Origin of the sequence: Sphingopyxis sp. Geo48, from assembly GCF_949769155.1 — a bacterium.
In the GTDB taxonomy this organism is placed as follows: Bacteria; Pseudomonadota; Alphaproteobacteria; order Sphingomonadales; family Sphingomonadaceae; genus Sphingopyxis.
The window spans coordinates 24,580-38,910 of record NZ_CATKPA010000003.1 but is presented as its reverse complement, the minus strand read 5'-3'; the positions used below and the strand labels follow the sequence as shown (position 1 = coordinate 38,910).

The following is a 14,331-nucleotide window of genomic DNA, read 5'->3' as shown; positions in this document are numbered from 1 at the left end:
CCCCGCCGCTCGCGCGACCCTGGAAGGAGAAGAAAAATGGAAATCCGCGTCTCTGGCCACCAGATCGAAACCGGCGAAGCGCTGCAGGCGCATGTGTCGGACCGGATGAACGCGATTGCCGACAAATATTTTTCGCGGGCGATCGGGGCGCACGCGACCTTCGGAAAAGGGCCGCACGACAGTTTTCAGTGCGACATCGTCGCGCATGTGATGCAGGGGTTGGTGCTCAAGGGGCACGGCCAGGCGCAGGACGCGCATGTCGCGTTCGAGGGCGCGGCCGAGCGCATCGAAAAGCAGCTCAGACGCTATATGCGCCGACTCAAGGACCGCAACAGCGCCGCGGGCGCCACCCTGGCCGCCTCGCTCGACGAGATCGAGGACAACGCCAGCTACACCGTTTTCGACACCGGGACCGAGGAAGAGGATGCGGGCGACGCGCCCGCGATCATCGCCGAAACGCGCGTCGACATTCCGACCAGCAGCGTGTCCGACGCGGTGATGATGCTCGACCTCCGCAACACCAACGCCTTGCTCTTCGTCAACAGCAAGACCGGCTCACACAACATGGTGTACCGGCGCGAGGATGGCACGATCGGCTGGGTCGAACCCCGCTAGGACGATAGCAGCGGGACAAAGGACTGGATTTTCTTCGCCATCCGGCCTAAGGGCCGCGCCCAACGATGCCCGATGCTGGGATGGCGGGGGCCTGCCACGACGGATCCGTGATCGTTTGCCCGCAGGATGTCCTGGTCGGCAACGAACCGGCGTTTTACAGATTTGATCAAAGTGATGAACCTTTCTTCCCTTCTCTACCCGGCGACCGTGCGTGCGCATGTGCAGCTCGATTCGAAAAAGGCGCTCTTTCCCTTCGTCGGCGACCTTGCGAGCCGTTCGCTCGGCCTCGACGCCGGCGAAGTCAGCGAGGCGCTGCTCGAGCGAGAGCGCCTGGGTTCGACGGGTTTCGGGCGTGGGATTGCGCTCCCGCACGCCAAGATGGCGGATCTGACCGGGGTCCGCGGCCTTTTCCTGCAGCTCGCGCGGCCGATCGACTTCCAGGCGGTCGACGGACTACCCGTCGATCTGCTTTTCGTGCTGCTCTCGCCGCTCGACGCCGGCGCCGACCATCTGAAAGCGCTCGCGGGCGTGTCGCGGATGCTCCGCAACGACAGCTTCGCCGAACGGCTGCGCGGCGCGAAGAACGACGAAGCGCTGTATGCTTTGCTCGCCGACGCCGAAACGCGTGACGCGGCGTAACGCCGCGCGCCGGATTTTCCCGTGACGCGGCTCAAGAGCCGGTTTCTCGTCGATCTGCTGATGCGGCGAACCGAAGCGGCCGGCGGTTTTGCGGCTGTTCTCGGCAAAGGGGACGATACGTCGGGCGTAATTCTCGTCCAGTGCAGCGATCGCGGTGAACCCGGACCGCTGCTGGAACGGCGCTTTTCATTGGATGGCACCTATGTCTGGGAGTCCGTGGGCCCCGACGACCCAAAGGATGGAGAATCGCGCGAAAGCTATCGCGAACGGCGGCGAAAGGCCGATCCCGATCTGTGGATCGTTGAACTGGATATCGCAGATGCGCCACGACTCGTCGCGGAGTGGGCTGCGTTAACTTGACTCTGTTGCGCCGCACAATAGGTGCCGCGCACCCCATAACGCGTAGGTCGTTCCGAGGGTTGCGACGTTTCGGCGAAGCACCCGGCAAAACGGTTCGGACACGCAGTCGGGTGACGGCCGCAGGCGGCACTGAGCAAAATTAGCTCGCCCGCCTGTTCTTTGGTTTCGGTCCGTCATCTGCCCTTTTGACGGAATATATGAGTCGCATTCTGAACGTGGCCGGTATGGCTGCCGTCGGCATGACCGCCGTGGCCGCACTTTCACTGGCCGAACCGGGTTTCGCGAGCGATCTCGCGACTAGCGCGAACCTGCCCGCGATCACGCTGCCGCTGGCCGACACGACGGCGACCGAGCCGCCGGCGGACCTGCCGACCGAAGCCCAGACGCCGGTCGAGCCAACCCCTGAAATCCCAACCCCAGAAATCAAGGACGAATCCACCGTCGAGCCCAAGGCGGTTCCGCTGGACGTCGATACGCTAGCCGAACTCGTCGCCGCGACCCCGCGGCCGGCCGATCTGGACGATGAACTGCGCTGCCTGGCCGGCGCGGTCTATTTCGAATCGCGCGGCGAATCGCTCGCCGGCCAGCTCGCGGTTGCGCATGTCGTCATCAACCGCGCCAAGTCGGGCCGTTTCCCCAAGAGCCTGTGCGGCGTCGTCCACCAGCCGAGCCAGTTCAGCTTCGTGCGCGGCGGCCGGATGCCCGCGGTGCGCCAAGGCACGCAGTGGAACAACGCGGTTGCAATCGCGCAGATCGCGCGCGCGGGCAGCTGGAAGAACCAGGCGCCGGGTGCGCTCTTCTTCCACGCGCGCTATGTCTCGCCGGGTTGGCGCAAGACGCGCGTCGCTGCGATCGACAATCACATCTTCTATCGGTGATGGTGAAGGGCGGGATCGGATCCCGCCCTTTTCGTATTCGGCCAGAGCTTCGCATCCCGTTCATTGCCAAGCCATTATTCGTGGCGCATGATCGCCCGATGATGCATCATCTTTCCGTCGCCCTGCTCTCCGCAGCGGCGCTCGCGCTTGGCGGCTGTGCGACGGCCGTGCCGCCGGTCGAAGTCACCCGATTTCACAATGCCATCCCCGGCTGGGCACCGGGCACGCGCTACGCGATCCAGACCGCCCCGCTCGACGATCCGGCCGCGATGCCGTCGATCGAATGGAACAGCTATCGTGCCGCAGTCGAACAGCAGTTGCAGCGGCAGGGTCTCGTCGCTGCGGGCGCCAATGAAACCGCGCCGCTTCGCGTCCGCGTCGGCTTCGATCGCTCCCAGCAACTCGATGGCCCGCGCCGTTCGCCCGTCTCGGTCGGGGTCGGCGGCTCGACTGGCAGCTATGGTTCTGGCGTCGGGCTCGGCATCGGCTTCAATCTCGGCGGCGGGCCGAAGCGGATGGCCGACCTCCAGCTTTCGGTGCGCATCGACGATGCCGCGACGGGGCAGGCGCTGTGGGAGGGCCGCGCGCTGACTGCGGTGCCGGTCAAGGCCCCGGCGGCGCAGCCGAGTCTCGCCGCGGCGAAATTGGCAGAGGCGCTATTCAAGGACTTCCCCGGCGAATCGGGACGCACTATCAGCGTCCCATGACCATCAGCATCACCGCCGCTTTCGACAGCGGCAACATCGTCGTGGATTCCGTCGACGGCACGTCGGCGCGCCTTTCGATCCGCAAGGATCGCGAATCCGATTTCTATCAATGGTTTCACTTCCGCGTCGCGTGCGACGTCGGCGACGAACTCGACCTCACCATCGGCGGGCTCGCCGGGTCGGCCTATCCCGATGGCTGGCCGGGCTACGCCGTCTGCGCGAGCAGCGATCGCGAACATTGGTTCCGTCTCGACACCAGCTATGATGCGGGCGCGGGCGAGCTCGCGATCCGGCATACCGCCGAAAGCCCGATCCTGTGGCTCGCCTATTTCGCGCCTTATTCGATGGAGCGGCACCACGACCTGATCGCCTCGGTCGCCGAGTGCGAGGGGGTGACCTATCGCTGCCTCGGCACCAGCCTCGAGGGCCAGCCGATCGACTGCATCGAACTCGGCACCGGCGCGACGCAGGTGTGGCTCTATGCGCGCCAGCATCCCGGCGAATCGATGGCCGAATGGTGGATGGAGGGCGCGCTCGAAAAGCTCGTCGATCCCGCCGATCCATGGGCGCGCTCGCTGCGGCAGAAGTGCCGCTTCCATATCGTGCCGAACATGAATCCCGATGGCTCGCGCCGCGGCCACCTTCGTACCAACTATGCGGGCGTGAACCTAAATCGCGAGTGGGATAATCCGACCGCCGAGCGCAGCCCCGAAGTGCTGGCGGTTCTCAACGCGATGGATGAAAGCGGGGTCGACTGGGCAATGGACGTCCATGGCGACGAGGCGATCCCCGCGGTGTTTCTTGCCGGCTTCGAGGGGATCAAGTCGCCAAAGCCCGGCCAGATGGAAAAATATAAAGCGTTTGAACAGGCGCTTGCCGCGAACACCCCCGATTTCCAGACCGATCTCGGCTATGCCGAATCGGCGCCGGGACAGGCGAATATGTCGATGTCGACGACGCAGCTCGCCGAACGGTTCGGCGCGGTGTCGATGACGCTGGAGATGCCCTTCAAGGACAATCGCGACCTGCCTGACCCGGTGCAGGGCTGGTCGCCCGAGCGGTCGAAGCTACTCGCGCACGCCTGCCTGCAGACGCTGGACCAGCTTCTGTGAGTGACGCTTGGCGGATCGTCGAGGACGATCTGTCGGGCGCACCGATCCGGGCCTTGCTGGAGGTGCATTTCGCGGGGATGCTGGCGAACTCGCCGGCCGGCAGCTGTCACTTCCTCGATTTCGACGGACTGCGCGCGGGCGGCGTGACCTTCTGGTCGATCCACAAGGGCAATGAACTCGCCGGTTGCGGCGCGCTCAAGCTGATCGATGGCCGCCACGGCGAGATAAAGTCGATGCGCACCGCAGAGGCGTTCTTGCGGCAGGGCGTTGCCGCGCAGATGCTGGGTCACATCATGGACCAGGCCCGCGCCCGGGGCCTCGAACGTCTCAGCCTCGAGACCGGATCGGGCCCGGCGTTCGAGCCGGCACTGGCGCTCTATCGCGCGCATGGATTCACGGATTGCGATCCCTTTGCCGACTACCGGCCCGATCCGTTCAGCCGCTTCATGACCTGCGCACTCTGACCACGAAAACGGGGCCCGGAAGGGACTCCGGACCCCGTATATTTTCGGTCGAAACGGACGCGTGGTTACGCGGCCTTTTTGTCTTCGATCACCGGAGCACCGCCGATTGCAATCTTGTGGGGCTTCATCGCCTCGGGCACCTCGCGGACGAGATCGATCGTCAGCAGCCCGTCGGCGAGGTCGGCGGCGTCGACCCGCACGAAGTCGGCGAGTTGGAAGCGGCGCTCGAATGCGCGCGTCGCGATACCGCTATAAAGCAGCTGGCGCGCCTCGCCTTCGGCCACCGGCGCCTTGCGGCCGCTGACGGTCAGCATATTCTGCTGCGCGGTGATGTCGATCTCGTTCGATTTGAAGCCGGCGACTGCGACGGTGATGCGGAAATGGTCGTCGCCGAGCTTTTCGATATCGAACGGCGGATAATTCTCGGCCCCTGAACCACCGGTTTCGAGGAAATCGAACAGACGGTCGAATCCGACGGTCGAACGGCGATAGGGGGTCCAGTCGAAGCTGTTACGCATGGGTCATTCCTTCCTTTCAAAGCGAAGTCACGGGACCACGGTATATCTACCGCGATCGCGACCCGGCCCCGTATTGGCGGCCGGACAAGGCCAATCTGGTAACCGCCGAAACCATTTCAAGGGGGCGTTGGCTTTCGGCAAAAACCCGCGCTATGGGGCGGCGAATTTCCTCCATCCGAAGGACCGAACATGCCGCAGCTCATCCTCATCCGCCACGGCCAGTCGCAGTGGAATCTCGAAAACCGCTTCACCGGCTGGTGGGATGTCGACGTCACCGAAAAGGGCGCGGCCGAGGCGTGGGCGGCGGGCGAGCTGATGAAGGACAAGGGTCTCACGCCCGACACCTGCTTCACCTCGGTCCAGACGCGCGCGATCAAGACGCTCAATCTCGCGCTCGAGGCGATGGGGCGGCTCTGGCTCCCGGTGACAAAGGACTGGCGTCTCAACGAGCGCCATTACGGCGGGCTCACCGGGCTCGACAAGGCCGAGACCGCAGCGAAGCATGGCGATGACCAGGTGAAGATCTGGCGCCGCAGCTTCGATATTCCGCCGCCGCCGCTCGACGCCGGATCGCCCTACGACCTGTCGGGCGACCCGCGCTATGCCGGCATCGAGATCCCGAACACCGAGAGCCTGAAGGACACGATCGCGCGCGTGCTGCCCTATTATGAAAGCGCGATCGCGCCGCAGCTCGCGGCGGGCAAGACGGTGCTGATCTCGGCGCATGGCAACAGCCTGCGCGCGCTGGTCAAGCATCTGTCGGGCATTTCGGACGCCGACATCACGGGGCTGGAGATTCCGACGGGACAGCCGATCGTCTATGAGCTTGCCGACGATCTGACGGCGCGCGAACGTTATTATCTGAGCGAGCGCTAACGCCCGCAGTCGTCGCCCCGGCGAGGGCAACGCATCTGATCAGTCGCGCAGCAGCTCGTTGATCCCGGTCTTGGCGCGCGTCTGGGCATCGACGCGCTTGACGATGACCGCGCAATAGAGCGACGGCCCCGGCGTTCCGTCGGGTAGCGGCTTGCCCGGCAGCGATCCCGGCACGACGACCGAATAAGCGGGGACTTCGCCGATGAAGACCTCGCCCGTCGCGCGGTCGATGATCTTGGTCGATGCGCCGAGATAGACGCCCATCGACAGCACCGCGCCCTCGCGCACGATCACGCCCTCGGCGACTTCGGCGCGCGCGCCGATGAAGGCGCCATCCTCGATCACCACCGGGCCCGCCTGCAGCGGTTCGAGCACGCCGCCGATCCCGGCGCCGCCCGACAGGTGGACGTTCGCCCCGATCTGCGCGCAGCTGCCGACCGTGGCCCAGGCGTCGACCATCGACCCCTCGCCGACATAGGCGCCGATATTGACGAAGCTCGGCATCAGCACCGCGCCCTTGCTGATGAAGGCGCCGCGGCGGACGATCGAACCGGGAACGGCGCGGAAGCCCGCGTCGCGGAAGCGGTTCTCGCCCCAGCCGGCGAATTTCGACGGTACCTTGTCCCACCAGGTCGCGCCGCCCGCGCCGCCCTCGATGATCTCCATGTCGTTGAGGCGGAAGGAGAGCAGCACCGCCTTCTTGAGCCACTGGTTGACCTGCCACGTTCCCGCGGCGTCGCGTGTCGCAACGCGAAAGCTGCCGTCGTCGAGTCCGGCGAGCGCCGCCTCGACCGCATCCCGCACCGCGCCGGTCGTCGTCAGCCCCAGCGTTTCGCGGGCGTCCCAGGCGGCTTCGATCGTGGCTTGCAGGTCGGTGCTCATGAAATTCCCCAAGGTTGCGGTAAGGTATCGAGCCAGTCGACGATGTCGGTCGCGTGAAAATCGACATGGCTCGGCAGGTGGTCGCGATGGCCGCTTTCGCTGCCATTGTCCAGCCAGACGGTCGTCATGCCCAGCGCTTTGGCGGGCGTCAGGTTGCGCGCCATATCCTCGACGAACAAACTCGTCGCGGGATCGACCGCCAGGTGCGCGACCATCGCGGCATAAGCGGCGGGATCGGGCTTCGGGGTATAGGCGGTGATGCGGATATCGCAGATGCCGTCGAACAGATCGGCGATCCCGCGCGCCTTTAGAACGCGCTCGGCATAGTCGGCGTCGGCGTTGGTGAAGACCAGCCTGCGTCCGGGCAGCCGCGCGAGTCCCGCACGGAACCGATCGTCGACACTCAGCCGGTCGAGTGCAATATCATGGACGTCGGCCAGAAAATCCTCAGGGTGCACGCCGTGATGCCGCATCAACCCGGCCATCGTCGTGCCGTGATCGTGGAAATATTGCTTCTGCACCCGCCGCGCTTCGACCGCATCGACGTCCAGCAGCCGCATGATGAAGGCGCCCATGCGTTCGTCGATTAGGTCGAACAGCTTCGCCGACGGCGGATAGAGGGTGTTGTCGAGATCGAAGATCCAGCTTTCGATATGGTCGATCGGCACGGTCATGACGCCCGGTCGCATAAAGCGCCAACGATCCGGCGGCAAGGCGCGTCGCTTTACCTTCCGGCAAGGCTGTAGGGTCTAGCGTCGGGCCCGTCCGTCGAGCTAGGAGACGGAAGGCAGCGACAGGGGGAAGACCGATGGCCGAGGCGATGCGACAGAGCTTCATGCGCCGGATCGCTACGCGTCCCTTGCCCGCAATATTTTGTATCGCCGCCCTGTCGCTTGGTGGCTGCGGCGGTGGCGGCGGGGCGCGTCCTTCGCCAACCCCTGCCCCGCCCCCGGCTCCGACACCCGCGCCGACGCCGGTGCCAACCCCCACGCCCACGCCGACCCCGCCGCCGGGCAGCAATTTCAACACGGCCGAAACGCGGCGATCCGACGGTGTCAATTTTCACGGCGCGATCACCGCCTATCAGGCGGGCGCGACCGGCCTGGGCGTGCTGGCCGGGGTAATCGACGACGGGATCGACGAGGACAGCGCCGAATTCGCGGGACGCATCTCGACGCTCTCGGCCGATGTCGCAGGCGCGCGCGGGATCAACGGCGAGGGGACGCACGGAACCAATGTCGCGCAGATCCTGCTCGGCGCGAAGAATGACGCCGGCACCTTCGGCATCGCCTATAACGCGAACCTGCTCGTGCTCCGCGCCGACCGGCCGGGAAGCTGCGCGACCGAAGATCCTTCGAACGACGAAACGGGTTGCCGCTTTCCCGAGAGCGCGATCGCGGCGGGGCTCGACCGCGCGGTCACCGCCGGCGCGCGCGTCGTCAATATCTCGCTGGGCGGCGGCGACCCGCCCGGCGCGTCGTTGCGCGCGGCGGTGGCGCGCGCGACCGCGGCGGGGATCGTCGTCATCCTGTCGGCGGGCAACGAAGGTGATACGACGGCAAACGGCAATGACCCGAACAATCCCGAGTTGTTCGCGCAGGGGCTGCGCGATGCGGGCGGCGGGCTTGTCATCATTGCCGGCGCGGTCGATGAAAATGGGCGCATCGCGGACTTCAGCAATCGCGCAGGCGCCTATGCGGGTTCCTATCTGACGGCGCTCGGGGAGGGTGTGTGCTGCGCCTATGAGAATGGCGCGATCAAGACCGAGGGCAGTTTCGTCTTCGTCCTCAACGGCACCAGCTTCTCGGCCCCGCAGGTCGCGGGTGCGGTCGCCTTGTTGGCGCAGGCCTTTCCGAACCTGACCGGCCAACAGATTGTCGATTTGCTCTATCAGTCGGCGCGCGACGCCGGGGCGGCGGGCGACGATGCGGTCTATGGGCAGGGCATTCTCGACATTGCGCGCGCCTTCCAGCCGATCGGCGCGACGACGCTGGCGGGGACGTCGACGACGGTTCCGCTCGGCAGCGCGCTCGGCATACTCGGCGGGCCGATGGGCGATGCGGGCGCGCAGGGCAAGACCGCGGCCGTGGGGCTGGTCACCGACGGCTTCGGCCGTGCCTTCAACGTCGACTTCGCGGGGTCGCTTCGCCAGCGCCGCCCCGACTTCAAACTATCGGGAGCGATCGGCGGGCTCGTCCGCCAGCAGAGCGCCGCCTCGGGCGCGACCGCGCTCTCGCTCGTCACCGCGCCGGGCGTCGGCGGGACCGACGCGCTGGCGGGTCTTTCCTTTCACGATGCGCAGCGCGCGCGGACGATCGCCGCGTCGATGGTGACGCGTCTCGACGCCGACACCCGGCTCGGCCTTGCGGTGGGGCGCGGCGTTGGCGGGTTGCTCGCGGGCGAACGCGGCGAGGCGGGCCATGCGATGCTCGTCGGCGACGCCGCGCAGGAAGGCCTCGGCTTTGCCGCAAGCCCCGGGGTCGGGGCCCTGATCCGGCACAGGATCGCCCCCGGTCAGGCGATCAGCCTGAGCGCCGAGAATGGCACGGTGTCGGGATCGCGCTGGCAGGACGATCCGCTGCTCCGCTATCGGAGTATCCGCGACAGTCGCTACCAACGCCTCGGCGCCTCTTGGGACGGCCGGTTCGGGCGGTTTCAGGCAGCGCTCGGTGGAAGCTGGCTTCGCGAATCGGACAGCCTGCTCGGCGCCCGGCTCGGGCCGGTCTTCGGCGCGGGCGGAGCGACCAGCCTCGTCGGCGATGCGCGGCTCGGCGTCGATATAGGTGACGGTTGGAGCATCGCAGGCGCGTGGCGCCAGATGTGGACGCGGCCCGATCGCGGCGGCCTGATCGCCGGGGGCGCGCTGCGCTCGAACGCCTTCTCGTTCGACATCGCGAAGGCGGGCCTGCTGCGCGCCGGCGACCGTGCGGCGCTCCGCTTCGCGCAGCCGCTTCGCGTCGCGCGCGGCGGGGTCGATCTGACGCTTCCCGTGTCGTACGACTATGCGACGCAGAGCGCTGGATTCGAGCGCCGCACCTACAATCTGGCACCGACGGGCCGCGAACTGGTGGCTGAGGCGAGCTATGCGTTGACTCTGTTCGGCGGCGATCTGGTCGCCAACACATGGTGGCGGCGCGATCCTGGCCATATTGCGGCGATGCCCGACGACAAGGGCGCGGCGCTCCGCTTTACGATGGGCTTCTGATCGTCAGTCGAGCGCGTCGCGCAAGCCCAGCCAGGCTTCGCGTTTCGCTGCAAAGCTTGCGGTGTTCGCGGCGCTACTCGACGGCAGGTCGACGATGGCGATCGCCCCCAGCGGGGCGATCTGACGCCGCCCGATCGCCGCCGCCTTGCCGCCGTTGAAGGCGATCATGCGAAGATCGGGCAGGGTCGACACCAGCGCGGCAAGGTCGTGCGGGTCGGCCCTGCGGATATGCGCGTCGTTGCTTGTGCGCCGCTCGGCGCTGCGAATCACGTCCCACAATCCGATCTTCGCTTGGCGCAGCGCGGCGAGCCGCTCGCCATAGGACCACTCCGCAAGCGGTTGATCGATCACCGCGCCAAGCAGGCGCCAGAACTGGTTCGTCGGGTGGGCGTAATAGCGGCGTTCGGCCAGCGACCTCGCGCCGGGCAAGCTGCCGAGGATCAGCAGGCGCGTGTCGGGCGCGACATGCGGGGCGAAGCTGGCGTGTCGAAGCGCGGCCATATACGACCGATAGCGGCGCAGGCACGGCGCAACAATATTGCCTTCCCCTTGACCGCGGAGGGAATCACCGCTAGGGGCGCGCACGGTCGAAAGCGGCGGACTTCCGCCAAACTCGATCACAACAGCGCTTGAACATTGCTGGCGCGGATGGAGCCTCCGGAGGACGAACGAGTCCGCCGGGGTCTTTTGCTGTTATCAGGTTGGCCGTTTTCTGCCGGTTTCGGCAGGTGTCGGCCAGAGCTTCATCCACCGCGGTACAGTAACCGTTCGCTCCGATGGGCGGACACATAAAGGTGAAGCATTCATGCCCACGATCAACCAGCTCGTCCGCAAGGGCCGGACGCCGCAGAAGGCGAAGTCCAAGGTCCCGGCGATGGACGCGAACCCGCAGAAGCGCGGCGTTTGCACCCGTGTCTATACGACGACTCCGAAGAAGCCGAACTCGGCGCTCCGCAAGGTGGCGAAGGTCCGTCTGACCAACAGCCGCGAAGTCATTTCGTACATCCCCGGCGAAGGCCACAACCTCCAGGAACACAGCGTCGTGCTGATCCGCGGCGGCCGTGTGCGCGACCTTCCCGGTGTCCGTTACCACGTCCTGCGCGGCGTTCTGGACACCCAGGGTGTGAAGGACCGCAAGCAGAGCCGTTCGAAGTACGGTGCGAAGCGTCCGAAGTGACGTTCACGGGGTGAACGTCATCCCGGAAAATCGCTTCAAGCGATTTCATCCGGGATCCATTCACTCCCCGGCTATTTGATCATCCCGCGAGCGCTCCGCGCCGGGATGCTGTTGTAAAAGGAATTACCTATGGCTCGTCGTCGTCGTCCTGAACGCCGCGAAATCCTGCCCGATCCCCGTTTCGGTGATACGGTGCTGTCGAAGTTCATGAACAGCGTCATGCTGGACGGGAAGAAGTCGGTCGCCGAAAGCATCGTTTACGGTGCGCTCGAAGCGGTCGAAGCCCGCGCCAAGAAGGAACCGCTCGGCGTGTTCCACGAAGCGCTCGCGAACATCCGCCCGAACATCGAAGTCCGCAGCCGCCGCGTCGGCGGTGCGACCTACCAGGTTCCGGTCGAAGTCCGTCCGGACCGCGCGCAGGCGCTCGCGATCCGCTGGCTGATCACCGCGGCGCGCAACCGCAGCGAAACCACGATGGCCGCGCGCCTGTCGGGCGAACTGCTCGACGCGTCGAACAACCGCGGCAACGCAGTCAAGAAGCGCGAAGACACGCACCGCATGGCGGAAGCGAACCGCGCCTTCTCGCACTACCGCTGGTAACAGCGGGAAGGTCAGCCGCCGCTGGTAATTTGCGCGACGCCCCGGCGTCTCGCAATCGCAACAAAACTTCCTATATCGGGGGCGGCTCCAAAGGCCTCCCCCCAAATCCAAGGAAAAGATCATGGCACGCAGCCATCCGCTCGAACGCTATCGCAATTTCGGTATCATGGCGCACATCGACGCCGGCAAGACCACGACGACCGAGCGTATTCTCTATTATACCGGCAAGTCCTACAAGATCGGCGAAGTCCATGACGGCGCCGCCACCATGGACTGGATGGAGCAGGAACAGGAACGCGGCATCACGATCACGTCGGCCGCCACCACCTGCCTGTGGAAGGCCGATGAGGGCAAAGGCCCCGAACATCGCCTGAACATCATCGACACCCCCGGCCACGTCGACTTCACCATCGAGGTCGAGCGCAGCTTGCGCGTCCTCGACGGCGCGGTCGCGGCGTTCGACGGCGTTGCCGGCGTCGAGCCGCAGTCGGAAACCGTGTGGCGCCAGGCGGACAAGTACAAGGTTCCGCGGATGTGCTTCATCAACAAGCTCGATCGCACCGGCGCGAACTTCTATTATTGCGTCCAGACGATCATCGATCGTCTCGGCGCGGTCCCGGCCGTCCTCTATCTGCCCATTGGCGCCGAAGGCGACTTCAAGGGCCTCGTCGACCTCGTCAACGAGCGCGCGATCATCTGGAAGGACGAGAGCCTGGGCGCCGAATTCTTCTATGAAGAAATTCCGGCCGACCTTGTCGACAAGGCTGCCGAATATCGCGAAAAGCTCGTCGAACTCGCCGTCGAACAGGACGACGATGCGATGGAAGCCTATCTCGAAGGCACGCTGCCCGACGTCGCGACGCTGAAGGCGCTTATCCGCAAGGGAACGCTCGGCCAGGCGTTCGTTCCGGTTCTCTGCGGTTCGGCGTTCAAGAACAAGGGCGTCCAGACGCTGCTCGACGCGGTCGTCGACTATCTGCCGTCGCCGCTCGACATCCCCGACGTTCAGGGCGTCAACCCCGACACGAACGAACCCGACTCGCGCGCGACGTCGGACACGGCGCCGCTGTCGATGCTCGCGTTCAAGATCATGAACGACCCGTTCGTCGGTTCGCTCACCTTCGCCCGTATCTACTCGGGCACCCTGACCAAGGGCAGCTATCTGAACTCGGTCAAGGACAAGAAGGAAAAGATCGGCCGTATGCTCCTGATGCACGCCAATTCGCGCGAGGACATCGAGGAAGCCTATGCGGGCGACATCGTCGCGCTCGCCGGCCTCAAGGAAACCACGACCGGGGACACGCTCTGCGCCGCCAATGCGCCGATCATCCTCGAGCGGATGGAATTCCCCGAGCCGGTCATCGAGCTGTCGGTGGAACCGAAGACCAAGGCCGACCAGGAAAAGATGGGCATCGCGCTCAACCGCCTGGCTGCCGAGGATCCTTCGTTCCGCGTGTCGACCGACCATGAATCGGGTCAGACGATCATCAAGGGCATGGGCGAGCTTCACCTCGACATTCTCGTCGATCGCATGAAGCGCGAGTTCAAGGTCGAGGCGAACGTGGGTGCGCCGCAGGTGGCGTACCGCGAATCGCTCGCGAAGCCGGTCGACGTCGACTACACCCACAAGAAGCAGTCGGGCGGCTCGGGCCAGTTCGGCCGCGTCAAGGTCAGCGTCGCGCCCGGCGAACGCGGCTCGGGCATCACCTTCATCGACGAGATCAAGGGCGGCAACATTCCGCGCGAATATATCCCCTCGGTCGAAAAGGGCATGCGCGAGAGCGCCGAAAACGGCCACATGATCGGCTTCCCGATCATCGACTTCGAAATCCGTCTGACCGACGGTGCGTACCACGACGTCGACTCGTCGGCGCTGGCGTTCGAAATCGCGGGCCGTGCGGCGATGCGCGAAGTGGCGGCGAAGGCCGGCATCAAGCTGCTCGAGCCGGTGATGAAGGTCGAAGTCGTGACTCCCGAGGAGTTCATGGGCGACGTCATCGGCGACCTCAACAGCCGTCGTGGCCAGATCCAGGGCACCGACAGCCGCGGCAACGCGCAGGTGGTTGAAGCCATCGTGCCGCTTGCCAATATGTTCGGCTACGTGAACCAGCTGCGCTCGTTCACCCAGGGTCGCGCACAATACTCGATGCAATTCTCGCATTATGAGGAAGTGCCGACGAACGTGGCTGAAGAAGTGAAGGCCAAGATGGCCTGACGGGTCCCAGTAAGGGTCCTGGGCCGCGCGGACTTGCGCCGCGCGGCAAGACCCTCTAAGGGCGGCGCCTGATTCAGCAGGCT

The 14,331-nt window shown here is 65.6% G+C and carries 16 protein-coding genes; 12 read left to right on the top strand and 4 right to left on the bottom strand.

The features are described from left to right. Positions 1 to 36 precede the first annotated feature (36 nt). The 7 genes from hpf to QOL79_RS11675 all read left to right on the top strand — a co-directional run bounded on the left by hpf (position 37) and on the right by QOL79_RS11675 (position 4,775). Positions 37 to 615, top strand: coding sequence for a ribosome hibernation-promoting factor, HPF/YfiA family (gene hpf, locus QOL79_RS11705; protein ID WP_058454331.1), 579 nt, complete (start codon positions 37 to 39; stop codon positions 613 to 615). Positions 616 to 789: 174 nt separating this feature from the next. Continuing rightward, positions 790 to 1,254, top strand: a complete 465-nt coding sequence (locus QOL79_RS11700; RefSeq protein WP_058454332.1) for a PTS sugar transporter subunit IIA — start codon at positions 790 to 792, stop codon at positions 1,252 to 1,254. A gap of 21 nt (positions 1,255 to 1,275) precedes the next feature. Continuing rightward, positions 1,276 to 1,614, top strand: a complete 339-nt coding sequence (locus tag QOL79_RS11695; protein ID WP_283419703.1) for a DUF1491 family protein — start codon at positions 1,276 to 1,278, stop codon at positions 1,612 to 1,614. A gap of 197 nt (positions 1,615 to 1,811) precedes the next feature. Continuing rightward, entirely contained in the window at positions 1,812 to 2,492 is a 681-nt protein-coding gene (locus QOL79_RS11690; RefSeq protein ID WP_283419702.1) for a cell wall hydrolase, read from the top strand. Between the two features lie 80 nt (positions 2,493 to 2,572). Beyond that, the gene (locus tag QOL79_RS11685; RefSeq protein ID WP_283419701.1) at positions 2,573 to 3,199 is read left to right on the top strand and encodes a DUF4136 domain-containing protein; all 627 of its coding nucleotides are present in this window, start codon (positions 2,573 to 2,575) and stop codon (positions 3,197 to 3,199) included. Then, entirely contained in the window at positions 3,196 to 4,311 is a 1,116-nt protein-coding gene (locus QOL79_RS11680) for a M14 family metallopeptidase (RefSeq protein ID WP_283419700.1), read from the top strand. The genes QOL79_RS11685 and QOL79_RS11680 overlap by 4 nt, the downstream gene beginning before the upstream one ends. Then, positions 4,308 to 4,775, top strand: a complete 468-nt coding sequence (locus QOL79_RS11675; RefSeq protein ID WP_283419699.1) for a GNAT family N-acetyltransferase — start codon at positions 4,308 to 4,310, stop codon at positions 4,773 to 4,775. Before QOL79_RS11680 ends, QOL79_RS11675 begins: the two co-directional genes overlap by 4 nt. A gap of 65 nt (positions 4,776 to 4,840) precedes the next feature. Here QOL79_RS11675 and QOL79_RS11670 read toward each other — a convergent pair whose 3' ends face one another. Then, positions 4,841 to 5,293, bottom strand: a complete 453-nt coding sequence (locus QOL79_RS11670) for an Hsp20 family protein (RefSeq protein WP_058454337.1) — start codon at positions 5,291 to 5,293, stop codon at positions 4,841 to 4,843. A gap of 189 nt (positions 5,294 to 5,482) precedes the next feature. On the opposite strand from QOL79_RS11670, the gene gpmA reads away from it, so the two are divergent. After that, the gene (gene gpmA / locus QOL79_RS11665) at positions 5,483 to 6,169 is read left to right on the top strand and encodes a 2,3-diphosphoglycerate-dependent phosphoglycerate mutase (RefSeq protein WP_283419698.1); all 687 of its coding nucleotides are present in this window, start codon (positions 5,483 to 5,485) and stop codon (positions 6,167 to 6,169) included. Positions 6,170 to 6,208: 39 nt separating this feature from the next. Here the strand turns inward: gpmA and dapD are convergent, their stop codons facing one another. Continuing rightward, positions 6,209 to 7,051 carry a 2,3,4,5-tetrahydropyridine-2,6-dicarboxylate N-succinyltransferase gene (gene dapD / locus QOL79_RS11660; RefSeq protein ID WP_283419697.1) on the bottom strand — a complete coding sequence of 281 codons (843 nt, stop codon included), beginning with the start codon at positions 7,049 to 7,051 and terminating at the stop codon, positions 6,209 to 6,211. After that, complete coding sequence (locus tag QOL79_RS11655) at positions 7,048 to 7,725, bottom strand: pyrimidine 5'-nucleotidase (protein ID WP_283419696.1); 678 nt, start codon at positions 7,723 to 7,725, stop codon at positions 7,048 to 7,050. The genes dapD and QOL79_RS11655 overlap by 4 nt, the downstream gene beginning before the upstream one ends. 302 nt (positions 7,726 to 8,027) lie before the next feature. On the opposite strand from QOL79_RS11655, the gene QOL79_RS11650 reads away from it, so the two are divergent. Continuing rightward, a complete protein-coding gene (locus QOL79_RS11650; protein WP_283419695.1) occupies positions 8,028 to 10,256 on the top strand; it encodes a S8 family peptidase in 2,229 nt (742 codons plus the stop codon). 3 nt (positions 10,257 to 10,259) lie between these two features. On the opposite strand, the gene QOL79_RS11645 is transcribed toward QOL79_RS11650, so the two are convergent. Continuing rightward, a complete protein-coding gene (locus tag QOL79_RS11645; protein ID WP_058454341.1) occupies positions 10,260 to 10,757 on the bottom strand; it encodes a DNA-deoxyinosine glycosylase in 498 nt (165 codons plus the stop codon). 304 nt (positions 10,758 to 11,061) lie between these two features. Between QOL79_RS11645 and rpsL the strand changes: the two genes are divergently transcribed. From rpsL to fusA, 3 genes are all read left to right on the top strand, one after another. After that, the gene (rpsL, locus tag QOL79_RS11640) at positions 11,062 to 11,433 is read left to right on the top strand and encodes a 30S ribosomal protein S12 (protein ID WP_058454342.1); all 372 of its coding nucleotides are present in this window, start codon (positions 11,062 to 11,064) and stop codon (positions 11,431 to 11,433) included. 129 nt (positions 11,434 to 11,562) lie between these two features. Further along, positions 11,563 to 12,033, top strand: a complete 471-nt coding sequence (gene rpsG / locus QOL79_RS11635; RefSeq protein ID WP_058454343.1) for a 30S ribosomal protein S7 — start codon at positions 11,563 to 11,565, stop codon at positions 12,031 to 12,033. 121 nt (positions 12,034 to 12,154) lie between these two features. Further along, the gene (fusA, locus tag QOL79_RS11630) at positions 12,155 to 14,248 is read left to right on the top strand and encodes an elongation factor G (RefSeq protein ID WP_058454344.1); all 2,094 of its coding nucleotides are present in this window, start codon (positions 12,155 to 12,157) and stop codon (positions 14,246 to 14,248) included. Positions 14,249 to 14,331: the final 83 nt, after the last annotated feature.